The following is a 25,865-nucleotide window of genomic DNA, read 5'->3' as shown; positions in this document are numbered from 1 at the left end:
ACTGGAAGATCCGACAAAACCTCAATTTGCTGATTTGCGCTGCCCGGCGAGTGCGCTGATCAGTTGTCGCGCGGCCACGGCCAGGACACGCGGGCGGCAGGGAAGCGGCGCAGATACTCGGCATCCAGCTCGGCCAGGCGCAACTTCAACATCTCGCGGTCACGCGGCAAACCCTGTTTGCTGACCAGGTCACAGAGCGCGTGCGTGTTGGCCAGTTCCCGCCGCAGCTCAGCGTCGGGCAAGGTGTCAGCGGACTGGCACCGCAGCAGCGGCCACCCGATTTCGCGAACTACCTGAAGCAGCGTCACATGCGACATCTCGGCCTCCCGAGGGCGGATCCGCGTCCACGGACGCGGCGTTCGGCGCAGCCCTGGCCTTTCCCCGTTCGGCACCGCTCAAACGCGACACGGTCCCGGCCGCAAGCGGACACGGTCGCCTTTCTCGGGCGGAACACCTAGCTGACGGACACCGGCTCGGCATTGTTCCGCCGTACGGGGGTACTACCTCGCCGGACCAGTGCAGGCAGCGGCGCTGACGCGGGGTGGGAGGGATCCCCATGACGACCGAGCCAACCGGATCGGCCCACGCCGGACAGGGGCCCACCGGTGGCGGACGCGGCCGATGGCTGGCCGACAACGCGCTGTCGGTGGCCATGTTCGGGGCGTTCATCCTCTTCATCGTCCTGCAGAGTGTCTTCGGCTGGCAGGTGCGCAACGAGGAGCTGGCCGAGTACGGCCGAGCCGCCGACTCGTACTGGAACTACCTGAGCACCGGGCACTTCGCCGAAGCGGTGTTCGAGAACTGGGAGTCGGAGTTCCTCCAGATGGGCGCCTACGTCCTGTTCACGGCATACTTGGTGCAGCGCGGCTCGGCGGAGTCCAAGAAGCCCGACCAGAAGGACCGCCCCGAGGACGACCCCTCGAGGGCCACGGACGAGTCGCCGCGACCGTCGCGCGGGCATGGGCTCACCCAGCTGCTCTACCGCAACAGCCTGGCGATCGTGCTGCTCGGCTTCTTCGCCCTGTCGTTCCTGAGCCACGCGGTCGGCGGCGCCGCCGAATACAACGAGCAGCAGGCGCTGCGCGGCCGGCCGCCCGTCGGCACCCTGGAGTTTCTTCGCAGCTCGGACTTCTGGTTCCAGTCGATGCAGAACTGGCAGAGCGAGTTCCTGGCCGTCGGCGCCCTCATCGTGCTCAGCATCTTCCTGCGGCAGCACGGCTCGCCGGAGTCCAAGGCCGTCACCGCCCCGCACCGGCAGACCGGCGAGTAGGTCATGGCCACAGCCACCCCTGGCACACCTCGGCCGGGGCGGTGGGCGGGTCGGCACTTCGCGGTTTCGGCGCGTGGCGTACCGGATTCGGCCAGGATGGTGAACGACGTCGAATCCACCGGAGGTGGCCGATGCCGTACCAGACCGAACCCGAACGCCGCCGGCGCCGCAGGAGCAGCCTGTCGGCACAGCCGCCCGCGCAGGACGGCGTGCTGGGCCCGGCCGGGGCCAGGGTGCGCACCGGACTGGCAGCGGCGTCGGCACTCGACACCGCGCGCGTGCTCGCCATGGTGGGCGTGCCGGCGCTCGCCCAGGGCGCGGTGCTGCGCCGGCCCGCCGCGGTGGCCGCCGTCGCCGCACTGGACGGCGACCGGCGAGCCGTACGGCTGCTGCAGCGCCTGCGCGAACGCTACGACACCGACGCGCTCGCCCTGCGGACCCCCGGCCGCGACGTCGTGATGCTGCTGTCGGCGCAGGCGGCAGACCGGGTCCTCGACGGCACGCCGGTGCCCTACAGCCCGGCGACGGTGGAGAAGCGGGCGGCGCTGTCGCACTTCCAGCCCACCGGCGTACTGATCTCCGACGGGCCGCTGCGCGCCCGCCGCCGTGCCCTCAACGAGGCCGTCCTGGATACCGACCTGCCCGTGCACCGCCTCGCCGCGGTCATCACGACCGTCGCACAGCAGGAGATGACGCCGCTGCTGAGCCGACCCGGCCGGATCGAGTGGCGGGACTTCGCCGCCGCGTACTGGCGGCTGGTCCGCCGGATCGTGCTCGGCGACGACGCCCGCGACGACGTCGCACTCATCGCCCTGCTCGACGCGCTGCGCCGCGACGCGAACTGGGCCTACCTGCGCCCCCGTCGCCACGTGCTGTTCCACCGGTTCCGGCTCCGGCTGGCCACGCACCTGGACCTGGCCGAGCCCGGCAGCCTGGCCTGGCTGCTGGCCCAGCAGGACGTCGCGCCCGACGTGGACCCGTACGGCCAGGTGCCGCACTGGCTGTTCGCGTTCGACGCCGCGGGCGCGACCGCGTTCCGGACCCTGGCGCTGCTGTCCACCCACGCACCCCAGCGCCGGCAGGTACGTGAGGAGCTCGCCGCCTGGGACCCGGCCGGGCCGCCGATGCTGCCCTACCTGAGCGCGTGCGTGCTGGAGACGGTGCGGCTGTGGCCGACCACGCTGGCCGTGCTGAGGGAGAGCACCGCGGTGACCGTGTGGGACCAGACCTCCCTGCCGCGCGGCACCTCCTTCGTGATCTTCTCGGCGCTGCTGAACCGCGACGGCGAGCACCTGCCCGATGCCGACCGGTTCCAGCCCGACCGGTGGCTCGACGGCGAAGCCGCTACCGGCACGACCTTGATCCCGTTCTCCGCCGGTCCCGCCGCCTGCCCGGGGCGCAACCTCGTCCTGCAGACGGTGACGGCCGCGCTGGCCGCCTTGCTGCGCGGGCACGACCTCCGGCTGCACGCCCGCACCAAGATCGCCGCCGACCTGCCGCTGCCGTACACCCTCGGGCACACCGGGCTCGGATTCACGGTCACCCCGGCGTAGCGGCGGCGAGCGGCCGGGCGCGGCAGGTTTGATCGAAGTCGGCGGTGGAAACGTCTCAGTCCCTGCGCACAGACGGTCGACATCCCTGCCGGCGGCCCTCGGCACTGCGGGAGGTGGCCGTGGCACTCACTCCGAACGAGCGCCGGCGGCTGCGGGAGATGGAGCAGCAACTCGCCCGCGACGACCCGGACTTCGCGACGTCGATGAGCGACCACGGGCCACCACCGGACGAGCCGGGCGCTCGGCGCCCGCTGCTGTGGTGGTCGCTCGCGGTCCTGGCCGGGCTCGCGGTCGCGCTCGTCGTGGCGGTGGTCGCGGGCATCGCGTACGCCGGTGTGCTGATGCTTTTCATGCTCGCCGCCAGCGCCTTCGTGCAGTTGGGCCTGCGTGGGCGGGTGCCGCCCGGCCCCGGTGGGTGACGGCCGAGGTCAGGGCGCGCGGGAGCCGCGCCGGCGCTCCTGCTCGACGACGGCGTCCAGGTCGGCCAGCCGGTCGAGTTGGCGCAGCGGCTGGGCCAGCCGCACGTTGCCGTGCAGGCGTTGCCGGTTGCGGTCCAGGAACGCCCAGTATCCGGCGGTGAAGGGGCAGGCGTCGTCGCCCAGCCGCCGGCGCGGGTCGTACGGGCAGCCGCCGCAGTAGTCGCTCATCCGGTTGAGGTAGGCGCCGCCGGCCGCGTACGGCTTGGTGGTGATGGCGCCCGCGTCGGCGTACTGGCTCATGCCGACGACGTTGGCGGTCATCACCCACTCGTAGCCGTCCACGAAGTTGCGGTGGAACCACCCGGCCAGCTCCGCGGGCTGCCAGCCGCGCTGCAGGGCGTAGTTGCCCAGCACCATCAGCCGCGGAATGTGGTGCACCCAGCCGCGGTCGCGCACCCCGGCGAGCACGTCCGACAGGCAGCGCGCCTGCACGGCGTCGGCGTCGAGGTCGGCGAACCAGCGCGGCAGGGCGCGGCGGGCGGCGAGCTTGTTGGTGGCGCGGTACTGCTCGCCGAGCCGCCAGTACAGGTGCCAGATGTAGTCACGCCAGCCGATCAGTTGGCGGATGAAACCTTCCGCGCTGGCCAGCGGGACCCGTCCGGCACGATAAGCGGCCTCGGCGCGGTGGACGGCGTCGAGCGGGTCGAGCAGGCCCAGGTTGAGCGGCGCGGACAGCGCGCTGTGCGCGAGCCACGGGTCGCCGGCGAGCATCGCGTCCTCGTACGGGCCGAAAGCCGCCAGCCGGTGCTCGACGAAGTGGCGCAGCCGGACGGTGGCCTCGGCGTGGGTGACGGGGAACAGCCGCGGCCCGTCGCGGCCCGTGAACACGATGCCTTCCGCCTGCCAGCGGTCCAGGTCGGCGCGCACCTGCGCGTCGATGTCGTCCTCGACCGGCAGCGGCGGAGGCGGCACGTCGAGGCGGCCGCCGGCCGGGGGCGGCTCGCGGTTGTCGGCGTCGAGGTTCCACCGGCCGCTGGCAGGTTCGTCGCCGTCCATGAGGACGTCGTGCAGGACCCGGGCGTGGCGGTAGAAGTCCTCCAGCCGCAGGCGGTGCCGGCCGTCGGCCCAGGCCGTGAACTCGGTCGGGCTGGTGACGAAGCCCCGCGGCCCGTGCACGGTGACCCCGGTCGAGCGCAGCAGCCGCCGGGCGGCACGCGACGTGGGATGGCAGGCGTCGAGTGGTTCGCGCACCTTGGCCAGCGCCTCGCGGTAGGTCTCCGTGCGCAGGTGCCGCGCCTGCTCGCCGAGTTCGGCGGCGCGGTGGCGCAGTGCGGACAGGATCAGATGCGCCTTCTGACGGTGGAAGGCGCGGCGGCGGAACACCGCCTTGGACTCGATGAGCAGCACCGGCTGGTCGGCGTCGTCGAGGAAATGCGGTCCCAGCTGATCGGCGAACAGCCAGCGGCGCATGCTGCGATTGTCCGGGCCCGGAACGACGATCGGCCGCATTTGGCCGTGATGGGCCATCCCGTGGCGCGGCTTCGGCCGGGTGGTGCACGCCGTCGGATCCGGTCACGCGTCGGGAGTTTCGGCCGGGCTGGGGCCGGGCACGTATCGCCTGGAGACAGCAACGGGATCGAGGTGGTCACCATGTCCGAGCCACAGCAGCAGCCTCCCGGCACTCTTGAGGCGATGCGCCGCAAACCCGACCACGGCGAGGACAGCTACCGTGGCTGCGGCCGTCTGCCGGGCAAACGTACGGTGATCACCGGTGCCGACAGCGGGATCGGGCGGGCCACCGCGATCGCGTTCGCCCGCGAGGGCGCCGACGTGGTCATCGGCTACCTGAACGAGCACGACGACGCGCGCGACACCGCCAAGCTGGTCGAGGAGGCCGGACGCAAGGCCGTGCTCGTTCCGGGGGACCTGTCCCGGCGTGAGGAGTGCGAGGCCCTCATCGACACCGCGGTACGCGAGCTCGGCGGGCTGGACGTCCTGGTCAACAACGCCGCGTACCAGATGACGCACGAGACCGTCGAGGAGATCGCCGACGAGGAGTGGCAGCACACCTTCGACCTGAACATCACCGCGATGTTCCGGCTGGTCAAGGCCGCGATGCCGCATTTGGGGGAGGGCGCGTCGATCATCAACACGGCCTCGGTCAACTCCGACATGCCCCGCCCGACCCTGCTGCCCTACGCGACGACCAAGGGCGCCATCGCGAACTTCACCGCAGGCCTGGCGCAGCTGCTCGGCGACCGGAAGATCCGGGTCAACAGCGTCGCTCCCGGCCCGATCTGGACGCCGCTGATCCCATCGACCATGCCGCCGGAGCACGTCGCGGAGTTCGGCAAGAACACCCCGCTGGGCCGCCCCGGCGAACCCAAGGAGGTCGCCCCGGTGTTCGTGCTGCTGGCCTCGGATGAGGCGAGCTACATCTCGGGCGCGATGATCCCGGTGACCGGCGGAAAACCCATCCTCTGAGCGGGGCTGCCGCCGCCGCCGAGCGAACGTGCGAATTCTGCTGCCCACCTTGACTGTTTGGGGTGAATAGTCCTTTGGGCGGGATTAGGCTCTGGACGCCATCGCCGCTTCAACCAGGCTCAGGGGCATCCGGTGATCGTCGGGCTGGAGGAGATCGGCCAACGTGCCTCGACGGGCGCGCTGCCCGGCAGGGACCAGGTCGACGTGCTGGTCGACGACGCCTACCGGTTCGCGCTGCGCGGCAGCGGCGGCGAGGTCGCCGACTACATCCCGGCACTGGCCAAGGCCGACCCGGAGCTGTTCGGGGTCGCCGTCGCCGAGGTCGACGGCGGGCTGCACGCCGTCGGCGACACCGACGTCCCGTTCTCCATCCAATCGATCTCCAAGGCGTTCGTGTACGCCCTGGTCTGCGACAACCTCGGCCACGAACAGGTCATGGCCCGCATCGGCGTCAACAACACCGGCCTGGCGTTCAACTCGGTCATCGCGATCGAACTCAACGACGGCCACCCGATGAACCCCATGGTCAACGCGGGCGCCATCGCCACCACCGCGCTGATACCCGGCGGCACGGCGGGGGAGCAGTGGGAAGCGATCAAGACCGGCCTGTCGGCGTTCGCCGGCCGCCCCCTGGATCTCGACGACGACGTCTACCGCTCCGAGGCGGCAACCAACCAGCGCAACCGCGCCATCGCCCGGCTGCTGGAAAGCTACCACCGCGTCGACGTCGACCCCCTCGAAGTGGTCGACGTCTACACCAGGCAATGCTCGCTGCTGGTCACCGCCAAGGACCTCGCCGTGATGGCGGCGACCCTCGCTGACGGCGGCGTCAACCCCGTCACGGGCCGCCGCGTCGTCTCCGCCACCGTATGCCGAGACACCCTCGCCGTGCTCGCCACCAACGGCCTCTACGAACGCTCCGGCGAGTGGCTGTTCGACATCGGCCTGCCCGGCAAGTCCGGCGTCGCCGGCGGCATCATGGCCGTCTCGCCCGGCAAGGCCGGCATCGGCACGTTCGCCCCGCGCCTGGACCCGGCCGGCAACAGCGTGCGCGGGCAGCTCGCCACCGCCTACCTGTCCAGGGCGCTCGGACTCAGCATCTTCGCCTCCGACGCCGCCGTACCGGAAGGAGACCGCGGTGCCGGCTGAGCTCGCCCGCGGACGTCGCTCTGGAACTGGCCCTGAACTTCACCGCCCGCTCCACATCCCGATCGTCCAGAGGCGCTCGCCGTTCGACTTACGCAAAGAGCGAAACCAGTCTGCCCACGCCCCGTCGATCCCGATGATGGGCAGATGGTGTCTGAATCTGACGTACCCTCGGAAAAGCGAAGGCTCGCGCAGGCCGACTCCGGGGAGCTGCCCTGGCGCGCCTGGGGACCGTACCTGTCCGAACGCGCCTGGGGCACGGTGCGCGAGGACTACAGCGCGACCGGCGAAGCCTGGACGTACTTCCCGCACGACCACGCCCGGTCGCGGACCTACCGCTGGAACGAAGACGGCATGGCCGGCATCTGCGACGACGGGCAGCACTTCTGCTTCGCGCTCGCGCTCTGGAACGGCCAGGACCCGATCCTCAAGGAGCGCATGTTCGGCCTCACCGGCCCCGAGGGCAACCACGGCGAGGACGTCAAGGAGTACTGGTGGTACGAGGACTCCACCCCCACCCACTCCCGCATGAGCTGGCGCTACCACTACCCGCAGACGGCGTTCCCGTATGCGGATCTCGTCGAGGTCAACGCGCGACGCGGCCGGCACGAGCCGGAGTTCGAGCTGCTCGACACCGGCGCCTTCGCCGACGACCGGTACTGGTCGGTCACCGCCGACTACGCCAAGGCGTCCCCGACCGACATGTGCATCCTGGTGACCGTTGCCAACCGGGGACCCGACGCCGCGACCATCCACGTCCTGCCCACACTGTGGTTCCGCAACACCTGGGCCTGGGGCCGCCCCGACCACGACGACGTTCCCACGATCACCGGCCGCGGCGGGCGCCTCACCGCCGAGCACGCCCGACTCGGCACCGTCGAGCTGATCGGCGACGGTGCGCCGACGGCGCTGTTCTGCGACAACGAGACCAACACGCAGCGCCTGTGGAACGTGCCGGGCCGCTCGGCGTACCCGAAGGACGGCATCAACGACCACGTCGTGCACGGCGCGGCCACGGTCAACCCGGCGATGACCGGCACGAAGGCTGCGCTGCACTACGTGCTCGACGTCCCGGCGGGCCAGTCCCGGCAGATCAGGCTGCGGCTGGCGCAGCCCGCCGAAGCGTCCACGGACCTCGGCACCGGCTTCACCAAGGTCATGGACGACCGGCGGGCCGAGGCCGACGCCTTCTTCGCCGACCTGGTCCCGTCCGGCACGACCGAGGAAGAGGCCCGGGTCGTACGCGGCGCGATCGCCGGTCTGATGTGGGGCAAGCAGTTCTACCGCTACGACGTCGGGCAGTGGCTCAGCGGCGACCGCACCACCCCCGCCCCGCCGGACGAGCGGCTGACCGGACGCAACCGCTCGTGGTGGCAGCTGGCCGCCGCCGACGTGATCTCGATGCCCGATCCGTGGGAGTACCCGTGGTTCGCGGCCTGGGACCTCGCCTTCCACTGCGTCGCGATCGCCCGCGTCGACCCGGCGTTCGCCAAGCAGCAGCTGCTCCTGCTCACGCGCGAGTGGTACATGCATCCCGACGGCCGGATCCCGGCGTACGAGTGGGCGTTCGGCGACGTCAATCCGCCGGTGCACGGGTGGGCGGCGCTGCGCGTGTTCGACCTCGACGGCGGCGCGGACTTCGACTTCCTCGAACGCGTCTTCCACAAGCTGATGCTCAACTTCACCTGGTGGGTCAACCGCAAGGACGCCGACGGCAGCAACGTCTTCGAGGGCGGGTTCCTCGGCCTGGACAACATCGGCCCCTTCGACCGGTCCGCGCCGCTGCCCGTCGACGGCCGCCTCGAACAGTCCGACGGCACCGGCTGGATGGCGATGTACGCGGCCAACCTGTTGGAGATCGCCGCCCGCCTCGCCGCCCGCCATCCCGTGTACCAGGACGTGGCGACCAAGTTCTTCGAGCACTTCGCGTACATCAGCGCGTCGGCGCAGTCGCTGTGGAGCGACAAGGACCGCTTCCACTGCGACACGATCCGGGTCGGCGGCGGCGAGCCGATCCCGCTGCGGGTGTTCTCGATCGTCGGACTGGTCCCGCTCCTGGCGACCGTGACCTGGCGCGAGGGGATCTTCGGCCACCAGCGGGACCTCGTCGAACGGTTCAACTGGTTCCTGCGGCACAAGCCGGAGTACGCCGCGGTCGTCGGCGAGAATCGGATCAGCCGCACCGGTGACCGGCACCGGCTGCTGTCGATGGTGACCATGGACCAGCTCGCGCCGATCATGTCGCGGATGCTGGACGAGGCCGAGTTCCTCAGCCCGTACGGCCTGCGCAGCATCTCCCGCGTGCACGCCGCGGAACCGTTCGTCGTCGACCTCGACGGGCGGCGCTTCAGCGTCGGCTACGAACCGGCCGAGTCCACGACCGGCGCGTTCGGGGGCAACTCCAACTGGCGTGGCCCGGTCTGGATGCCCGTGAACTACCTGCTGATCGGGGCGCTGCACCAGTTCGGCGACTTCCTGGAGGACTCGGCCACCTTCGAGTACCCGACCGGTTCGGGGGTGCGCCGCGACCTCAACGAGATCGCCGCCGACCTGTCGGAGCGGATCATCGGCATCTTCCTGCGCGGCGCGGACGGCCGGCGGCCGCTGTACGGCGGCACCGAACTGCTGCAGACCCACCCGGACTGGCGCGACCGCCTCATCTACCCGGAGTACTTCCACGGCGACAACGGCGCCGGGCTCGGCGCATCCCACCAGACCGGCTGGACTGCCCTGGTCGCCGACCTGATCCTCGGCCGCGCGGACCGGCGGCAGCGCTAGGGAGCTCTAGAGTCGAGCCGTGGCGCAGCAGCGGATCAGACTCGTCGGCGACCGGGTCCACCGTCCTTCCGGGTGGTGGACACCGACGGTGCATGCGCTGCTGGAGCATCTGCACAGTGTCGGGTTCACCTGTGTGCCGCAGCCCTACGGGGTGGTCGACGGCGAGGAGGTTCTCGGCCTCATCCCCGGCGAATCCGGGGCGGCCAGGTGGGCGCGGGCGGTGCCCGAGGCCGGACTGCGGGTGCTCGCCGGGAAGGGGCTGGAGCCGCAGCGCACCCGGGCGGCCGAAGGGTTCTGCGACGAGCTGGCGTCCCGCGTGCAGTGGTCCAGGGACAACCTCGTCCTGTTCAGCCAGGCACGCCGACGAGCTGAGAGGATCAGTCGGGCTCGGCGCCCGGTGGGGCCTCCGGTTTCGTGGTGAGGTGACGGGTGAGCACGGCGAGTTGCTCCCGCAGCCCGGTCAGCTCCTTCACCTCGGCGCGTAGGTGAGCCAGTTCGGCCAGCACCGCGTCGTTCGCGGTGGTGTCGCCGTTGTTCGTCTGCTGAGGCTGTAGGCCGAAGAAGCTGGCCAGCGAACCGGCGAGCAGGCCGAGCAGCGCCACACCCATGAGCATGATGGCCGTTCCGTCGATCCGGCCCGCGGTGGTGATGGGCACGATGTCGCCGTATCCGACCGTGGTCAGGGTGACGATCGCCCACCAGAGCGCGTCGCCGAACGTGGCGAACTCCGGGTTCGTCGGCCGCTCGGCGTAGTAGGCCATGGCCGCGCCCACGAACAGGACCGCTCCGGCGACGAGCGCGACCCTGCCCAGCCGGGCGAACAGCCGCCGGACGCCTTTCGTGGCGATCAGGAGCCGGCCGAGCCTGGCCAGGCGGAGGACCACCACGAAGCCGGCGCCATGCGCCCCGGACACCAGGAACCACGGCGCGGTCAGCAGCACGATCGCGAGGTCGAACTTGCCCAGGCGGGTGCCGAGGTAGTCGACCAGCAGCCGCTGGTGGACGAAGAAGTCGACGACGAACACGATCCACGAGGCGACACCGACCACGACCGCGACCCAGTTGCCCTGCTCGGGAACGATGATCAGCGGCAGCACCGCGGACAGGATGATCGGAATCCGGGCGCGGCGGTCGTACTCCGCCAGCTTGTCCGCGGCTGCCGCATTCCGTGGCTGGCCGCGTGCCGGCACCGCTGCGACGTCGCCGTCTGTCGTGTTCACACCATGAATCCTGCCGCGCGGCGCTCGCCGCACCGGGGAACTGCCCGCCTGCGCCGCAGCGTGTTGTGACCGCGGCGCAAGCGGGCGCGGGATCACCCTCGCAGGGCCGGGGCCTGCGTGGACGAGCCGACGTCGTCCTGAGCGGCCGCGGCGAGGGCGCGTGCGTCGCGGCGGTTGGCCGCCAGGCTGGCGAGGGTGACGGTGAGCAGCACGCCGATGATGACGGCCAGCGACAGCAGCGTCGGCACCTCGGGCAGCGCCGGCCAGACCCCGTGCGCCCAGTGCAGCACCAGCTTGACGCCGATGAACGCGAGGATCAGCGCCAGGCCGTGGTTGAGGTAGCGCAGGCTGCTCAGCGCGTTGTGCAGCACGAAGTACAGGGCACGCAGGCCCAGCAGCGCGAACGCGTTGGTCGCGAAGACGAGGTACGGGTCCTCGGTGACGCCGTACACGGCGGGCACCGAGTCGACGGCGAACACCACGTCGGTCATGAACACCGCAGCGACGACCAGCGCCATCGGCGTCAGGGCGCGCACGCCGTCGCGGCGCACCGTCAGACGCGAGCCGTGGTACTCGTCGGTGACCGGCATGAACCGGCGCAGCAGCCGTACGCTGCGCATCTTGTCGATGTCGATGGCGTGCTGGCCGCCGCGCAGCGCGTCACGCAGCACCTTCGCCGCGGTGATCAGCAATACGCCGCCGAACAGCAGGAACGCCCAGGTGCCGGTCTGCAGCACGGCCGCGCCGGCGGCGATGAAGATCGCCCGCAGGACGAGCGCGCCGACGATGCCGTACAGCAGCACCCGCTGCGCGAGCTGCGCGGGAACCGCGAACGCGGCCAGCAGCAGCATGAACACGAACAGGTTGTCGACCGACAGGGACTTCTCGACCACGTATCCGGTGAAGAACTCCACGGCCGGTGTGCCGCCGAAGCGCCACCATACGAAGAAGCCGAACGCGACCGGCAGCGCGAGGTAGAACACGGTCCAGCCGACCGCCTCGCGCATCTTCACCGCGTGCGGTCTGCGGGTTATCACGAAGTCGACGGCGAGCAGGCCCAGCAGGATCAGGACGGTCGCCGCCCACAGCCATGGCGTGCCGATGGTGGCCAGGGGAGCGGCAGAGGTGTCGACGGGCATGACGAGACTCCAGACGTGTGCGTCTGAGGTCTCCCTCACCCGCGCAAGACGCGGGCGACCGTCCGGGGCCGGGCGGCCGGCCGTAATGACCGGAGCGGTCTGTCGAGGTACTCCCCTCGAGAGGTCACGATACCGCCTCGACCTGTGAATTCGCTGAGGGTGACAGGTGAGGCTGATGTGGTTGCCGGGGCCGGGCGAACCGGTGATCGTGGAGGAAGGCAGGCGTTTGCGAGGGAGGCGCCGACGATGATCGAATTCGTGCTCACCTTGTTGCTGCTGGCGTGCGCGATCGTCGCCGGGCTGGCACTGATGGGTCCGGCCGGGCACCGCTGACGCCCGCGGCCGGGCGCGCGGTGCCGACAGGCGTCGGCGATGCTGTGGGCATGGAGTACGTGTCCAGAGTGCCGCGACCGCCGCTGGACGGGCTGATCGACGACCTCTACTACCTGGCGGGCGCGCCGCCGTACGCCCGGCTGATGCTGCCGCCGATGCCCGGGGCGCTGCTCATCGTCAACCTCGGGGCGCCGTTCCGCATCCGCGCCGGCACTGACACCGAGACGGCGGAGTACGCCGACGGGTGCGTTATCACCACGCCCACCCGCGCGTTCGAGTTCGGCTACCCGCCCCGGACCCGGTCGGTCGGCGTGCACGTGAAGCCGTGGGGGCTGGCGCCGTTCCTGCCGATGCCCGCGACCGAACTGTGTGACCGGCCGGTGACGATGGAACAGGTCTGGGGCCGATCCGCCGTCGCCGAGTTGCGAGACCGGCTGGCCACCGCGGACGGACCGCACGAGATGCTGACGCTGCTGGAGCAGGAGCTGATGCGACGGCTGTGCGAGACCACCGGCCTGGGGCTGGTCCGCCATACGAGCAGGGTCATCGCGGCGGCCGGCGGAGCGGTGGCGATCGGCGACCTGAGCGTGGCAGCCGGTGTCAGCAGCACTCATCTGGCTCAGCGGTTCAAGGAACTCATCGGCGTCACGCCGAAGCGGCTGGCTCGCGCCTACCGCTTCACCGCCGCCGTGTTCGCGATCGACCCGGCCGGGCCGGTCGACTGGGGCGACCTCGCCGGTGGTGCGGGCTACTTCGACCAGGCCCATTTCGGCCACGAGTTCCGGGAGTTCACCGGCCTCACACCGACCCGGTACGTCGAAGTCCGGCGGCGGTTCCTGCGCGAACATCCCGGCCACGCGCTGGACGGCTGGCCGCTGCCCGCCGATTGATTTCTTACAAGAGCGCCGGCTCGCGACACGGTAACTTTCGGGGCAACCCAGTGCAGAGGAGAGCCCCGTGGGCAAGGTGGTCATGTACAGCTCGGTGTCGGTGGACGGCTTCATCGCCGACGACGACGACCAGCCCGGACCGCTGTTCGAATGGCTGTCCAGCGGTGACGTCCCGTTGGACGAAAGCGGCTTCCTGAAGGTGTCGCAGACGTCCTACGACTACACCCGGCCGTACTGGGACCAGATCGGGGTGACCGTTGCCGGCCGGCACGTCTTCGACATGACCGCCGGCTGGGACGGCAAGCCGCCGAGCGGCATCGAACACGTGGTCGTCGTGACGCACCGGCCCGCGCCCGAAGGTTGGGATCCCGAGGCGCCGTTTCACTTCGTCGACGGCGTCGAGGCGGCGATGGCCAAGGCGCAGAAGCTCGCGGGTGACCGGATAGTCGAGGTCGCCGCCGGCGACGTCGGCGGCCAGATGCTCGCCGCGGGCCTGGTCGACGAGGTGCGCATGGACGTCGTGCCCGTCGTGTTCGGGTCCGGCAAGCGCTTCTTCGGGTCGGTCCACGCGCAGCACCTGCTGGAGGACCCGGACGTGGTGATCCAGGGCAACCGGGTGCTACACCTGAGCTGGCGGGTGCGCCGCTGACCGTCGGCACCGGCCTCAGCGGCTGCGCGGAGCCGGTTTGCCAGCGACGAAGCCGAACAGGTCGGGGACGGGTCCGCCGCCGGTTTCGGTGACACGTTCCAGGCGCAGGCCGGCCGCCATGGCTGCGTTGAGCAGGTCGGCGAGCGGGATGTGCCAGCCGCCGACGCGAGCCCGTACGCCGTGCGGGTTCCAGGTCTGGAACGTGTGCTCGCGCTCGGCGTAGCGTTCGTCGACGACGACGCGCGGCTTGCCGCTCCAGTCGGCGAACGCGCCGATGAAGCACGGGTGCACGCCCAGATGCACGAACCGGCCGCCGGGCCGCAACACCCGCCCGATGTCGCGGACCACTGCGGCGTAGTCGGGCACGTCGGTGCTGGACAGCACACATACCGCGGCCGGTAGCGACGCGTCGGCGAACGGCAGTGCCGCGGCGTCGGCTACCACGACGGGCAGCCGGCGCATCGCGTGGCGTAGCTGCCCGGCGGACAGGTCGACACCGATCGGGGTCCAGCCGAGGTCGGCCACGGCAGGGGCGTGGGCGCCGGTGCCGCAGCACACGTCGAGGCAGAGGCCGTCGCCGGGGCCGAGCAGGTCGGCGATCGTGGCGTGCACCCGGCGCAGGTAGTCGCCCGCGGTGGGTGACATGAAGTCGTTGTACCAGTCGGCATGCGCGTCGTACGCGGCTGTCGTTTCCGTCCCCATACGATCGAGGTTAGGCAGGGGACCGCCCGGAGGCTGTCCCCGTTCGCTCACAGCGTGTCCGATCCAGACGCGGGCGACTCAGGGCCTGTCCACGAGAATCCATCCCTGGCGCCGCAGCTCTTACGCGGATTCGAGGACGAAGAACAGGAAACACATGAAGCGCCCGGAGCCCTTGTCGGGTGGAAGCAACTCCGCGGGAGTGTTCGGAGCAGGGGGCGGCTCGCTGATCGTCACGATGCGGAACCCGGCGGCGGCGAAAGCATCCGACATGGCGTGCAGCGGCCTGTGCCACATGGTCAGCCACACGGTCTGGCCGTCCATGATGTAGTCCTCGGTGTACTTCGTGACGGCGAAGTAGTCGGCCTCGGGGTACTCCATCGCATAGCCGGTGGGGTGCATCGTCGACAGGATCACGCGACCGCCTGGCTTCAGCACCCGACGCAGCTCGGCGAGGGGGCCGGACCAGTCCTCCAGATAGTGCAGCACCAGGGACGCCACGACGTCGTCGAACTCGGCGTCGGCGAACGGCAGCGGTTTGCTCAGGTCCGCGACGTGCAGGTCGGCGTCTTCGCCCAGCCGCCGGCGGGCCAGCGCGACCATGGCCGCACTCAGGTCGAATCCGGTGACCGCGGCTCCCTTGTCGCGCAGCGCCGCTGACAACGGGCCGGAACCGCAGCCGGCATCGAGAATTCGGCGGCCCGAGACTTCGCCCGCGAGGCTGAGCATCGCGGGTGTCGCGTAATAGGCGTTGAAGAGACCGGACTCGTTCGCCGCCGCATAGGCGGCCGCAAAGTCGTCGTAATCGGTTGCTGTCACAGTGTCCCCGTTCCATGAAAGGCAAAGGCGCATTCCTGCCAAAGCCGCGCGGGCGAGCCGATAGGCACCCCGTGGGCGAACGACGATCAGGGTTCGGCGCGGCGACGCTGCTGCAGGTACCGACGACGTATGCGGTGGAACACCCGATGCCCGACGGGGACGCCGATCGCGCAGCTCACGCCCACGATCAGGGTGTCCTCGGGCAGGGCGCTGAACAGGTACTCCACCAACAGCCATACCGCGAGTGTCGAGAAGATGATCGTGAAGACGTGGGCCCCCACAGCCCACCAGCCCTCGTCCTTGCCGAATCCGTCAGTCACGGGCCGGATCTTAGCGAATGTGGTCGTTCAGCCGGGGGCGCGCTGCGAGCGACCGAACCAGTGAGACGTGTCGACAAGGACACGTCTCACCGGTGGACGGTCTCAGTTCGGGATGCCCTTGCCCTTGCCGCCCCGGACCGACTTCGTGATCTTCTTGGTCCACGAGACGGCGCAGCGCACGATGTGGTCGCCGTCATCCCAGTCCGACTTGCTGCGGGCCGAAGCGATGCCGCCGAAGTACTCGGCCTGGCCCGCGCTCACGCCCAGGAACTTGCCCTTGAGCACCTGGCACTGGCTGTGGATCGCGTTCCACTGCCGCTCCGAGGTCGGGTACGGCGTGGTGGCCGAGGCGCGGAAGACACCCACGTACTCCGCGTTGTGCGGCTTGTTGCAGGGCACGTCCTCCATCTGCGCGATGTCGTCGCCCTGCTCGTGGACCAGCACGCAGCCCGACAGCAGCGCGGCCGGAACGGCGCCCTTCAGGCTGCCCGTGCGGGTGGTGAAGCTGTTGTCCTTGTCGAAGGTCCTGATCTCGCTGACCTCGCAGCGGAACCAGCGGGCACCGCTCTCCCAGGTGTCCGTACGCGGCGTCGCGACCCGCAGCTCCAGCCGCGCGTCACCCCACGCGCGGCCCAGGTATGCCTTGGCCTTGGCGTCGCACTCGACCAGCGCCGCCGCCTTGTCCGTCGGACCGGGGTACTTGTCGGTCTTGAACTTCCCGACGTGCACGACCTCGCCGTGGTGCAGCTGGGCGCAGTCCACGACCGGCGCGGAGCGCATCGCCACCGCGACGGGCGCGCCGCCCATGCACTCACCGACCTTCGGCTCCCAGCCGGTGAGCGCCGCCATCGGCTTCCAGTCGTCGACAAGATCGCCGTCGGCCTCGCTCGGCAGCCCGGGCGAGCAGCCCGCCAGTGCAAGACTCGTCAGCAGCGCAGCCAGCGCAATACCGGCCTTGAGGCGTCCCCGCATCGCCATTCCTCCCAGGTTGTAGCCTGGGCGATGCTATGCGATCTTGAATTGCGGCAGATCAGCCGAACGGCCATTAGCGCGAGCCCTCCGGCGGGGCGCTGGTGTGCGCATCATGGTCGCGGCTCAGCCGCGCATCGACCGCCGCGTACGAGGCGAGGTGTTAGCGTACGCCCGTCCACCGGCCGAACCTGGAGCACACCGCGATGAAGTACACCGTCTCGATCGAGATCGCCCTGCCGCGGGAGAAGGTCGTCCAGCTGCTCGCCGACCCGGCACACCTGCCGATGTGGCTGCGGGGCCTGGTGCTGCACGAGCCGCTGAGCGGGGTGCACGGGCAGGTCGGCACCAAGTCACGGGTCGTGCTGCAGATGGGTCAGCAGAAGGTCGAGGCCATCGAGACCATCACGCGCCTGGAACCGGCAGACCTGCGTGACCTTCCCGAAGGCGACGTCGTTCGCTTCGAGCGCGAGATCGTCGGCGACGGCATGTGGAGCGCCGGGCGCGAGCGGCTGACCGAAGCCGGTCCGTCGACGACGCTGTGGGTGAGCGAGAACGAGTACCGGTTCAGCGGCCTGATGATGCGGCTGGTGGGGCTTCTGATGCCCGGCGCCTTTCGCAAGCAGTCCCTGCGGCACATGCAGGACTTCAAGGCGTTCGCCGAGCAGGGAACGGACGTCCGCAAAGCAAAAGGCTGACATCCTGCGGTGCCTCGCCGGTGTCGAGGCGGGCACCGGCCCTGACCTCGCGCTGTCGCCGGAGTCCGCGCGCGACGGCGTGCGTGGCCTGCCCGACCTGTTCGGCCGGCTTCCGGAGCTCGAGGCGCTGCTCGTGTGACAGGCGGGGGACGCCCGAAGACGTCCCCCGTGTGGATCAGGTCAGGCCCAGACGCGGTCGGCGTAGTCGAGGAAGTTGCGGCCCATGATCTTCTCGATCCGGGTGGAGCTGAAGCCGCGCTGCTCCAGCAGCCGGATCAGCTGGTGGAACTGGTCCACGCCGCGCAGGTCCTCGACGAACGGGAACGTGTCGGCGCGTTCGCCGGCCGCGCCGACGCCCGCGGCCTGCCGGTGGGCTACGTGCTCGGCGAGCTGCGCGCGGTAGCCGTCGAGGTCGTCGATCGAGGTGACGGTGCCGTCGGTGCCGATGCCGACGAAGTCCTCGCCGCACACGTTCACGGCGTGGGCGATGTGGTCGACGACGTCTTCGGCGCGGGCGTGGCCGGTGGCGTTGACGAACGGCATGAAGTAGATGCCGACGAAGCCGCCGCGTTCGGCGACCAGGCGCAGTTCCTCGTCGGTCTTGTTGCGGGGCAGGTCGACCAGGGCGCGGCAGCCGGTGTGGTTGATCGACACGGGCAGTTTCGCGACCCGGGTGGCTTCCAGGCAGGTGTTCTCGCCGCTGTGCGACAGGTCGACCATGATGCGGCTGTCGCACAGCGCTTCGACGACCTCGTGCCCGAACGGCGTGAGGCCGCGGTTGTCGGGGGCCATGGAGCCGTCGCCGATGTGGTTGGCCTGGTTGTAGGTGAGCTGGATGACGCGTACGCCCAGGTGGTGGAACTGGGCCACGCGGGTGGGGTCGTCGCCGACGGCGACGGCGTTCTGGAAGCCGTAGATGATGCCGATCCTGCGGTCGCGGTGGGCGGCGCGGATGTCGTCGGCGGTGAGCACCTTGACCAGGTCGGCGGGGTGGTCGGCGACGAGGCGGTCCCAGACGTCGATCTCGCGCAGGGTGTGGGCGTACGGCTCGGCGTCGCCCATGGTGTAGCCGAGGGTGATGTTGACGGCGGTCAGGCCGGAGGCGTGCGCGTCGGCGATGGTGCGCGCGTCGACGGTGAGGTCGTCGCTGTCCTGGACGAGCTTGTGCGCTGCCGCGAGGGAGTGCGCGGCGTTGGGGTTGTCGAGGATGCCCAGCGCGTTGATGATCATGTAGTCGGTGCTCACTGCTCGTCCTTCCGGAAGTCGCCGCGGTCGAAGCGGCGGCCGCGCTTGACGGTGTACTCGATGCTGTCCAGGTTGGCCATGTCCGCGCGCGGGTCGCGGGCCAGCACGACGAAGTTGGCGAGCTTGCCGGCCTCGACGGTGCCCATGACGTCCTGGGCGCCCATGCTCATCGCGCCGACCTGGGTCGCGCAGCGAATGACCTGCTCGGCGGGGATGCCGCAGCGCTCGGCCAGGAAGAGCATCTCGGCGTGCAGCGACGGGAACGGGTGCGCCGGGTCGGTCTCGTAGTCGGTGCCGGCCGAGACGAGCACGCCCGCGCGGTACGCGTCGCCGGTCAGCTTCGCCGACAGCGCGTCGTTGGCCAGGGCGCGGGCCTTGCCGTCGGCGTCGTCGGCCTTCTCGGCCATCCACGTCCACATGCTGCCGGTCGCGTCGAGCACCGTGCCCCGCTGGCGCATCAGCGCGTAGAGGGCGTCCAGGCGCGGGTCACCCTTGTCGACCAGGCGTTCGACGTCGATCGGGGCCTTGGTCTTGTACGAGGTGAGCGGCTCGTCGGCGGTCTCCTGGGCGAGCAGGGTGACGTGCGAGACGGCGTCCACGCCGGAGGCGACGACCTGGGCGGGGGTGGCCGGGAAGACCGCGGCGTGCGCCCATACGCCGATGCCCTGGCGCTTGGCCTCGGCGGTGATCGCGGCGACGGTCGTGCCGGGCAGCTCCGCGTAGACCTTGATGGCGGTGGCGTGCGTGCCGCGGGCCATCGCGACCGCGAGCGGCAGGTCGGTGTCGTCGTCGATCGCCTGCATCCAGGGCACGTGGCCGGGGGTGCCGCCCTGGGAGACCTGCCAGGTGCGCGGGTCGTCGAAGAAGCTCGGCCCGGCCATCAGGGACGCGTAGTGGATGTCGGGGCCGGGGATCTCACCGATGCGGGTGGCGCGCGTCAGGTCGGCGATCTGGCGCAGGTCGTCGGCCATGTCGCGGATCGCGGTGACGCCGCCGTAGACCTGCCGGCGCAGCGCCGCCTCGGCGACGGGCCGGTTGGGCGGGGTGGCCAGGTGCTGGTGGGAGTCGATGAGGCCGGGGATGACGTACGCGCCGCCGACGTCGACCGCGGCCACGCCGTCGGGAATCGTGGCGTCGCCGTCCGGGATGACCTCGATGATCACATCGCCGTCGACGACGATCGTCGTCCCGGGCCGGGCGGGGCCGCCGGTGCCGTCGATGAGCGTCGCGTTGCGGTACGCGGTGACCGTGCCGGCCTCGGGCGGGGCGTACGGGGTCGGCGCGGGCTCGTCCACGTGGGCCATCGGTGCTCCCTTGTTACAGCAGATGTAACGTCTGTATCGTTACTTGAAACGTCAGTGGCACTGTACCCCAGGAGGCGACCCGTGCCGAGATCCGCCAGCTCGGCGGTCGACAAGGCGCTCGACCTCATCGAGGCCGTCGCCCGCGCCGACCGCCCGCTCCGGCTCGGCGAGCTGGCCCAGGCCGTCGGCCTGCACCGGGCCACCGCCTACCGGGTGCTGCTCGACCTGGTCGCCCGCGGCTGGGTCCAGCGCGCCGGCGAGCACTACCTGCCCGGCGCGGTGGCCCTGCAGGTGTCCCGGGCCGCGGCGAGCCGGTCCCTCGCGGCGCTGTGCCGTCCCGTCCTCGAAGACCTTGCAGAGCGCACCGCGATGATGGTCAACCTGCAGGTTCTCGAAGCCGACCGGTCCCGCGTCATCGACGTGGTGCGCCCGCCCCGGCTGGAGATGATCAGCGACCTGCGCGACGAGGCCCTGCCCGTGCACCGCTTCGCCGGACCGCTGGCCCTGGTCGCGCAGCTCGACGAGCGGGCCCGCGCGCCGTACCTCGCCGTCGCGCAGGCCGCCGGGCACCCCCTCGACGGGCTGCTCGCCGACCTAGCCCGGGTCCGCGACACCGGCCTCGCCCTCGAACACGGCCGCAACGACAAGGTCATCGGCTCGATGAGCCGCGCGGTGATCGCACCCGGCGGCACGCCGCTGTGCGCGGTCACCCTCGTCGGACCCGACGCCGAGTTCGCCGAGCCGCGCCTGTCCGCGCTCGCCCAGGCCCTCGCCGACGCCACCACCACGCTGGCCGCCACCCTCACCGCGCCCGCGGCCACCGATCCAGGGAGAACCCGACCGTGAACGACGTGCTCGTGCTCGACAAGGAGCAGACCAGGGCCGGGCTCGACCCGCTGCGGGTGCTCGACGCCGTCGCGGTCGCGCTCACCGCCCTGAGCCGCGGCGAGGTCTCCGCGCCGCCGCGCATCGCCGCGCAGGCCCCCGGCGGGCTGCTCGGCGCGATGCCCGCCTACGTGCCCGGCATCGGCCTGGCCGCCAAACTGGTCTCCGTCTTCGCCACTCCCGGCCAGGTCGGGCGCAGCTCGCACCGCGGCCTGGTCGCCCTGTTCGACGAGCACGACGGCCGGGTCCGGGCGCTGCTCGACGCCGAACCGCTCACCGCCGTACGCACCGCCGCGTCCGCGACCCAGAGCATGCGGGTCCTTCGGCCGTCGCCGTCCCGGGTCGCGGTCATCGGCACCGGCGTGCAAGCCGCCGCGCAGCTCGCCATGCTCGCGGGCGTCGACGCCACCATCCCCGTCGTCGTCGGCGGCCGGGACACCGCCCGCGCGGCGGAGCTGGCAGCGCGGCACCCCAAAGCCGAGGCGGCGGGCATCGAAGACGCGGTACGCGACGCCGACGTCGTGTTCTGCTGCACCGGCGCGACCGCACCGGTCTTCCCCCGGGCCTGGCTGCGCCAGGACGCGCACGTCAGCTCCGTCGGCGGCTCGCACGGGCCCGAACTCGACCCGGCCGTGCTCGCCGACGGCACCCTGTTCGCCGAGTGGCCTGGGGCGGTCACCGCGCCGCCGCCCGCCGGGGCGTACGAGCTGCAGGGCATCGACCCGGCCCGGGTCACGCTGCTCGGTGCGGTGCTCGACGGGGCCCATCCCGGCCGCCGCGGCCGGGATGGGCTGACGGTGTTCAAGTCGACCGGCCACGGCGCTCTCGACGTGGCCGCCGCCGCGGTCGTGCACGACTGGGCCCGCGCCCACGGCGTCGGCACGGCCGTGGCCATGTAGCTCAGACGCCCGCGCCGACCAGCTCACGGTTCGGGTCGAGCACATACTTGCTCGCCGCACCGTGGTCGAAGTCGGTGTATCCCTTCGGGGCGTCGTCGAGCGGCAGCACCGTGGCGTGCACGTTCTTGGCGATGTGCGTGCGGTCGTGCAGGATCGCCATCATCAGCTGCCGGTTGTACTGCTTGACCGGGCATTGACCGGTGGTGAAGCTGTGCGACTTCGCCCAGCCCAGCCCGATCCGCACCCGTAGGCTGCCTACCTTCGCCTCCTCGTCCTTGCCGCCGGGGTCACCGGTCACGTACAGCCCCGGCACACCCAGCCGAGCCGCCGGCCGGGCGATCGACATGATGTCGTTGAGCACCGTGGCGGGCTCCTCCCCGGCGTCCGCGCCGTGCCCGCGCGCCTCGAAGCCGACCGCGTCGACGGCGGCGTCGACCTCCGGCTCCCCGATGATCTGCTCGATCATGTCGGCCAGGGGCGCGTCCGAGGTCAGGTCGACGGTCTCGCAGCCGAAGCTGCGGGCCTGCGCGAGCCGCTGCTCGTTGAGGTCGCCGACGATGACGACCGCCGCGCCCAGCAGCAGCGCCGACGTGGCCGCCGCCAGCCCGACGGGCCCGGCCCCGGCGATGTAGACCGTGGAGCCGGTGGTCACGCCCGCTGTGTAGCAGCCGTGGTAGCCGGTCGGGAAGATGTCGCTCAGCATGGCCAGGTCCAGGATCTTGTCCATGGCCCGGTCCTTGTCGGGGAACTTCAGCAGGTTCCAGTCGGCGTACGGCACCAGCACGTACTGTGCCTGGCCGCCGAGCCAGCCGCCCATGTCCACGTAGCCGTACGCCGCGCCCGCCCGCGCCGGGTTGACGTTGAGGCATACGCCCGTGTGGCCCTCCATGCACATGCGGCACCGGCCGCAGGCGATGTTGAACGGGACCGAGCACAGGTCGCCGACCTTGATGAACTCGACGTCCGGCCCGGCTTCGACCACCTCACCGGTGATCTCGTGGCCTAGCGTCTGCCCCTCCGGGGCGGTGGTGCGGCCGCGGACCATGTGCTGGTCGCTGCCGCAGATGTTGGTGGCGACGACCTTGAGGATCACGCCATGGTTGATCTTGCGGTGTTGTTCCGCCAGTTCCAGCTTCGGGTAGTCGAGGTCTTCGACGCTGACATGCCCGGGGCCCTGATAGACGACGGTCTTGTTGCCCGACATCGTGGTCACCCCCAGTGAGGTATCCGCACTTCACCTCCATTTTCCCAGCTCAGCGCCCATTAACGCGTTCGCGGAGACGAAATCTGGTGGGCCGCGGCGGGCCGGGCCGCGATACTGGGATCGATCATCGGGACAGGCGGGGGAAATGCGTACCAGCGAGCAGATCTACCACCGGGTGCGCTGGGATCCGCGATTCGACCCCGAGCGTTTCGTGTTCGGCGTACGCCAGCGCGACGCCGCGCCCAAACGTGTGCCGCTGCCCGCGTTCAAACCCGGCGGCGACATCCCCTGGCACCGGGTGCTGTTCATCGAGGCCGACGGCGAACTCGTCTGGGACCGCGCCACCGGCGTCGACCGCGTCGACACCTCCGGCGCCGGCCTGGTCCGCCACCATGGGCTGCTGCCCGCACCGTTCTTCACCCCGAGCACCCCGCACTCCTGGCAACCCGGCCACGGCTGGCGTGCCACGCCGGCCGCCGTGCCGGCCGCACCCGGCCGCCTGCGGCTGCTCACCTGGAACACGCTGTGGGACCGGTACGACGCCGACCGCATCGACACCGCCCGCCGCCGGCCCCTGCTGCTGGCCGCGCTCCAGGCCGCCGACGCCGACGTCATCGCGCTGCAGGAGGTCGAGCCTGAACTGCTCGCGCTGCTGCGCGACGCGCCGTGGGTCCGCGCCGCCTACACCCTCAACGCCGCCCCGGACACCGCCGCCCACGGCGGCCTTGTCCTGCTGAGCCGCCTGCCGGTACGCGAGGCCGGCAGCCACCGGCTCGCCCCGCACAAGGCCGCCGTCGCGATCGTGGTCGACACCGCCGCCGGGCCGCTCGCGATCGCGGCGACCCACCTGAGCAGCGACCACTCCACCGACGGCGCGGGGCGGCGGCAGGACGAACTGACCCGGCTCGCCGAAGGCCTCGCCGACATCGCCGCCAACCTGGTCCTGCTCGGCGACTTCAACGACGACGGCACCGCGCCCACCGCGATGCTCGGCATGGACGACGCGTGGACCCAGGCGCACGGCCCCGCCGACAGCACCCCGACCTTCGACCCGGTCGGCAACCCGCTCGCGGCCGTGTCGTCGCTGTCCGGTGTGCCGCGCCGCCTGGACCGGGTCCTGCTGCGCGGCCGCGCCGCCGTCACCGCCGCGGCGCTGGTCGGCGACCGGCCGGAGCCCGACGGGCTGTTCCCGTCGGACCACTACGGCGTCGCGGTGGACCTGACCTTCGCCGGTGCGGGGGACCGCGACGTGCTCGACGTCGCGCCGACCGCCCGGACCGCGCTGGCATGGCTGCCGCCCGGGCGGCTGTGGCCAGCGATCCAGGAGCTGCGACAGGCCCACGATCCGCAGGTCCACCGCTGGCCGCCGCACGTGAACGTGCTGTTCGGGTTCGTGCCCGAGTCAGACTTCGAGCAGGCCGCGCCGCTGCTGGCCGCCGCGGCCGCCGAGATCGCGCCGTTCGCTGTACGGCTGGACGGGGTGCACACGTTCGGCCACCGCGACGACGCGACGATCTGGCTCGACCCCGCCGCCGACGGCGACGCGCCCTGGAACCGGCTGTGGCAGGCACTGCGGCAGCGTTTTCCGCGCTGCCGGGGCCGGGCCGAGGGCTTCACGCCGCACCTGACCCTGGGCCGCAGCCGCGACCCGCAGCGCGTCGCCGCCCTCTGCGCCGCCCGGCTCGGCGAGTCCCGGGCGCAGGTCGGCGAGCTGGTGCTGCTGTCCCGGCGCGGCGACGAGCCGATGGTCCCGCGAGCCGTGCTGACCCTCGGCACCGGCGAATTGCGCTGGCTGCCCGACCCGACCCCGGACGTCTCGCCCGCGTCGGCCGACCCGGCATCGGCGGTGGTCGAACGCCTGGCCACGGAGTTCGCGGAGGGCGCCGTGCACGTCACCGGGTCGCGGCGGATGGGCTGTGCGCTGCCGGAAGCCGATCTGGACCTGGTGGCGGCATTGCCCGGCCAGGTCGACCCCGCCGCGGTGGTGGCACGGGTGGCCCGTGCCCTGCCCGACGCGATGTCCCTACGGCAGGTGCCCGGTGCGCGGGTGCCCCGGCTGGGACTGTCGGTCCGGGACCTCGCCGTCGACCTCGTGGTCGTCGGCACGGGCGGGCTCGCGCCGCACGAGGCGGTCGCCCGGCGCGCCGAGCTGGGCGAGGAGGCGGCCGTCGCGCTGAGCGCGGTCAGCGACGCCGACGCGGTACGCGAAGCGGTCGGCTCCCGCCACGGCGCGTTCGCGCGGCTCGCCGGGCAGGTCAAGGGCTGGGCGCGGGCGAAGGGCCTGGACTCGGCCCCGTTCGGCGGGCTGCCCGGCCTGGCCTGGTCGGTGCTCGCCGCGCGGACCGTGCTCGGCGCACCCGCCGACGCCACCGCCGCGACGCTGCTGCATCGTTTCTTCGAGGACTGGGCGGCCTGGGACTGGCGGCAGCCGGTGTCGCTGACCGGCGAGATCGACGGCGTACACCCCCAGGGTGTCGTGCTCACCCCGACCGCGCCCGTGCGCAGCTGCGCCGACCAGCTCGCACCCGGCGGGTGGGACCTACTCGCCCAGGAGCTCTACCAGGCGTGGGAGGTCATGGAGGAGGCGTCAAAGACCGGCGGCGACCCGTGGCCGCTGCTGGCCGGGCCGCCGCCACTGCACCGCCGCCACGCGTCCTGGGCCGTGGTCGCCGTTCGCGGCGACACCGACGACACGCTCGGCCGGGTCCGTGGTCGGATGCGTGCGCTGCTCAGCGCGCTCGACGAGGCCGGAGCCCCGCAGGCGCACGCCTGGCCGCGGCCGTTCGTGACCGGACCGGTGACGCGTTACGCCGTCGGCCTCGGCCGGGCCGTGGCCGACCCGGCGCTGACCGCCGCCGTCGAGCGGTGGGCCGCCGACCTGCCCGGGGTGGACGTCACCGTGGCCGACAACGGCTCGGTGCCGACCCTGCGCTGATCCGGGC

Annotated in this window: 25 protein-coding genes; 14 read left to right on the top strand and 11 right to left on the bottom strand. The window is 71.5% G+C overall.

What is annotated here, in order from left to right; all coding sequences use genetic code 11:
- Positions 1 to 59: 59 nt before the first annotated feature.
- On the bottom strand, positions 60 to 317 hold the full coding sequence (locus tag AB0B35_RS12520; RefSeq protein WP_361044189.1) for a hypothetical protein: 258 nt from the start codon (positions 315 to 317) through the stop codon (positions 60 to 62).
- A 239-nt stretch (positions 318 to 556) separates the two neighbouring features.
- Here AB0B35_RS12520 and AB0B35_RS12515 point away from each other — a divergent pair, with 239 nt between their 5' ends.
- The 3 genes from AB0B35_RS12515 (at position 557) to AB0B35_RS12505 (ending at position 3,242) form a co-directional block, all read left to right on the top strand.
- On the top strand, positions 557 to 1,270 hold the full coding sequence (locus AB0B35_RS12515) for a DUF6766 family protein (RefSeq protein WP_361044187.1): 714 nt from the start codon (positions 557 to 559) through the stop codon (positions 1,268 to 1,270).
- A gap of 131 nt (positions 1,271 to 1,401) precedes the next feature.
- Positions 1,402 to 2,823 carry a cytochrome P450 gene (locus AB0B35_RS12510; RefSeq protein WP_361044184.1) on the top strand — a complete coding sequence of 474 codons (1,422 nt, stop codon included), beginning with the start codon at positions 1,402 to 1,404 and terminating at the stop codon, positions 2,821 to 2,823.
- Between the two features lie 119 nt (positions 2,824 to 2,942).
- Complete coding sequence (locus tag AB0B35_RS12505; protein ID WP_361044181.1) at positions 2,943 to 3,242, top strand: DUF3040 domain-containing protein; 300 nt, start codon at positions 2,943 to 2,945, stop codon at positions 3,240 to 3,242.
- 9 nt (positions 3,243 to 3,251) lie between these two features.
- Here AB0B35_RS12505 and AB0B35_RS12500 read toward each other — a convergent pair whose 3' ends face one another.
- On the bottom strand, positions 3,252 to 4,712 hold the full coding sequence (locus AB0B35_RS12500) for a cryptochrome/photolyase family protein (protein ID WP_361044178.1): 1,461 nt from the start codon (positions 4,710 to 4,712) through the stop codon (positions 3,252 to 3,254).
- 180 nt (positions 4,713 to 4,892) lie between these two features.
- Between AB0B35_RS12500 and AB0B35_RS12495 the strand changes: the two genes are divergently transcribed.
- The 4 genes from AB0B35_RS12495 (at position 4,893) to AB0B35_RS12480 (ending at position 10,071) form a co-directional block, all read left to right on the top strand.
- On the top strand, positions 4,893 to 5,726 hold the full coding sequence (locus AB0B35_RS12495; RefSeq protein WP_361044176.1) for an SDR family oxidoreductase: 834 nt from the start codon (positions 4,893 to 4,895) through the stop codon (positions 5,724 to 5,726).
- Between the two features lie 132 nt (positions 5,727 to 5,858).
- Positions 5,859 to 6,875 (top strand): glutaminase A, encoded by a 1,017-nt coding sequence (gene glsA / locus AB0B35_RS12490; RefSeq protein ID WP_361044174.1) that lies wholly within the window; start codon positions 5,859 to 5,861, stop codon positions 6,873 to 6,875.
- 144 nt (positions 6,876 to 7,019) lie between these two features.
- Complete coding sequence (locus AB0B35_RS12485; RefSeq protein WP_361044172.1) at positions 7,020 to 9,650, top strand: glucosidase; 2,631 nt, start codon at positions 7,020 to 7,022, stop codon at positions 9,648 to 9,650.
- Between the two features lie 19 nt (positions 9,651 to 9,669).
- Positions 9,670 to 10,071 carry a hypothetical protein gene (locus AB0B35_RS12480; RefSeq protein ID WP_361044169.1) on the top strand — a complete coding sequence of 134 codons (402 nt, stop codon included), beginning with the start codon at positions 9,670 to 9,672 and terminating at the stop codon, positions 10,069 to 10,071.
- Here AB0B35_RS12480 and AB0B35_RS12475 read toward each other — a convergent pair.
- On the bottom strand, positions 10,028 to 10,870 hold the full coding sequence (locus tag AB0B35_RS12475) for a potassium channel family protein (protein ID WP_361044167.1): 843 nt from the start codon (positions 10,868 to 10,870) through the stop codon (positions 10,028 to 10,030). The genes AB0B35_RS12480 and AB0B35_RS12475 overlap by 44 nt on opposite strands.
- Positions 10,871 to 10,962: 92 nt before the next feature.
- Positions 10,963 to 12,009 carry a TerC/Alx family metal homeostasis membrane protein gene (locus AB0B35_RS12470; RefSeq protein WP_361044164.1) on the bottom strand — a complete coding sequence of 349 codons (1,047 nt, stop codon included), beginning with the start codon at positions 12,007 to 12,009 and terminating at the stop codon, positions 10,963 to 10,965.
- A gap of 144 nt (positions 12,010 to 12,153) precedes the next feature.
- On the opposite strand from AB0B35_RS12470, the gene AB0B35_RS12465 reads away from it, so the two are divergent.
- The 3 genes from AB0B35_RS12465 to AB0B35_RS12455 all read left to right on the top strand — a co-directional run bounded on the left by AB0B35_RS12465 (position 12,154) and on the right by AB0B35_RS12455 (position 13,881).
- Positions 12,154 to 12,342, top strand: a complete 189-nt coding sequence (locus AB0B35_RS12465) for a hypothetical protein (RefSeq protein ID WP_361044162.1) — start codon at positions 12,154 to 12,156, stop codon at positions 12,340 to 12,342.
- A gap of 50 nt (positions 12,343 to 12,392) precedes the next feature.
- On the top strand, positions 12,393 to 13,232 hold the full coding sequence (locus tag AB0B35_RS12460; RefSeq protein ID WP_361044160.1) for a helix-turn-helix domain-containing protein: 840 nt from the start codon (positions 12,393 to 12,395) through the stop codon (positions 13,230 to 13,232).
- Positions 13,233 to 13,299: 67 nt separating this feature from the next.
- The gene (locus tag AB0B35_RS12455; RefSeq protein ID WP_361044157.1) at positions 13,300 to 13,881 is read left to right on the top strand and encodes a dihydrofolate reductase family protein; all 582 of its coding nucleotides are present in this window, start codon (positions 13,300 to 13,302) and stop codon (positions 13,879 to 13,881) included.
- Positions 13,882 to 13,896: 15 nt separating this feature from the next.
- Here the strand turns inward: AB0B35_RS12455 and AB0B35_RS12450 are convergent, their stop codons facing one another.
- The 4 genes from AB0B35_RS12450 to AB0B35_RS12435 all read right to left on the bottom strand — a co-directional run bounded on the left by AB0B35_RS12450 (position 13,897) and on the right by AB0B35_RS12435 (position 16,691).
- On the bottom strand, positions 13,897 to 14,583 hold the full coding sequence (locus AB0B35_RS12450; protein ID WP_361044154.1) for a methyltransferase domain-containing protein: 687 nt from the start codon (positions 14,581 to 14,583) through the stop codon (positions 13,897 to 13,899).
- A 120-nt stretch (positions 14,584 to 14,703) separates the two neighbouring features.
- Entirely contained in the window at positions 14,704 to 15,432 is a 729-nt protein-coding gene (locus AB0B35_RS12445; protein ID WP_361044471.1) for a class I SAM-dependent methyltransferase, read from the bottom strand.
- Between the two features lie 53 nt (positions 15,433 to 15,485).
- A complete protein-coding gene (locus AB0B35_RS12440; RefSeq protein WP_361044151.1) occupies positions 15,486 to 15,719 on the bottom strand; it encodes a hypothetical protein in 234 nt (77 codons plus the stop codon).
- A gap of 102 nt (positions 15,720 to 15,821) precedes the next feature.
- Positions 15,822 to 16,691 (bottom strand): septum formation family protein, encoded by an 870-nt coding sequence (locus AB0B35_RS12435; RefSeq protein ID WP_361044149.1) that lies wholly within the window; start codon positions 16,689 to 16,691, stop codon positions 15,822 to 15,824.
- Positions 16,692 to 16,894: 203 nt separating this feature from the next.
- On the opposite strand from AB0B35_RS12435, the gene AB0B35_RS12430 reads away from it, so the two are divergent.
- Entirely contained in the window at positions 16,895 to 17,386 is a 492-nt protein-coding gene (locus AB0B35_RS12430) for an SRPBCC family protein (protein ID WP_361044146.1), read from the top strand.
- Between the two features lie 180 nt (positions 17,387 to 17,566).
- Here AB0B35_RS12430 and AB0B35_RS12425 read toward each other — a convergent pair whose 3' ends face one another.
- Together AB0B35_RS12425 and AB0B35_RS12420 are read right to left on the bottom strand one after the other, a co-directional pair.
- Positions 17,567 to 18,631, bottom strand: a complete 1,065-nt coding sequence (locus AB0B35_RS12425) for a membrane dipeptidase (RefSeq protein WP_361044143.1) — start codon at positions 18,629 to 18,631, stop codon at positions 17,567 to 17,569.
- Positions 18,628 to 19,935, bottom strand: a complete 1,308-nt coding sequence (locus tag AB0B35_RS12420; protein ID WP_361044140.1) for an amidohydrolase family protein — start codon at positions 19,933 to 19,935, stop codon at positions 18,628 to 18,630. The genes AB0B35_RS12425 and AB0B35_RS12420 overlap by 4 nt, the downstream gene beginning before the upstream one ends.
- Positions 19,936 to 20,016: 81 nt before the next feature.
- Between AB0B35_RS12420 and AB0B35_RS12415 the strand changes: the two genes are divergently transcribed.
- Both AB0B35_RS12415 and AB0B35_RS12410 read left to right on the top strand, forming a co-directional pair.
- Positions 20,017 to 20,781 carry a helix-turn-helix domain-containing protein gene (locus AB0B35_RS12415; protein WP_361044138.1) on the top strand — a complete coding sequence of 255 codons (765 nt, stop codon included), beginning with the start codon at positions 20,017 to 20,019 and terminating at the stop codon, positions 20,779 to 20,781.
- Positions 20,778 to 21,719: an NAD(P)-binding domain-containing protein gene (locus tag AB0B35_RS12410; RefSeq protein ID WP_361044135.1), complete on the top strand. Its 942-nt coding sequence runs from the start codon at positions 20,778 to 20,780 to the stop codon at positions 21,717 to 21,719. The genes AB0B35_RS12415 and AB0B35_RS12410 overlap by 4 nt, the downstream gene beginning before the upstream one ends.
- Position 21,720: 1 nt before the next feature.
- Here the strand turns inward: AB0B35_RS12410 and fdhA are convergent, their stop codons facing one another.
- Positions 21,721 to 22,923 (bottom strand): formaldehyde dehydrogenase, glutathione-independent, encoded by a 1,203-nt coding sequence (fdhA, locus tag AB0B35_RS12405; protein ID WP_361044468.1) that lies wholly within the window; start codon positions 22,921 to 22,923, stop codon positions 21,721 to 21,723.
- 145 nt (positions 22,924 to 23,068) lie between these two features.
- Here fdhA and AB0B35_RS12400 point away from each other — a divergent pair, with 145 nt between their 5' ends.
- Positions 23,069 to 25,858, top strand: coding sequence for a poly(A) polymerase (locus tag AB0B35_RS12400; protein WP_361044132.1), 2,790 nt, complete (start codon positions 23,069 to 23,071; stop codon positions 25,856 to 25,858).
- Positions 25,859 to 25,865: the final 7 nt, after the last annotated feature.

Source organism: Catellatospora sp. NPDC049133, from assembly GCF_040648455.1.
In the GTDB taxonomy this organism is placed as follows: domain Bacteria; phylum Actinomycetota; class Actinomycetes; order Mycobacteriales; family Micromonosporaceae; genus Catellatospora; species Catellatospora aurea.
This window is presented reverse-complemented; position numbering and strand designations above follow the sequence as displayed.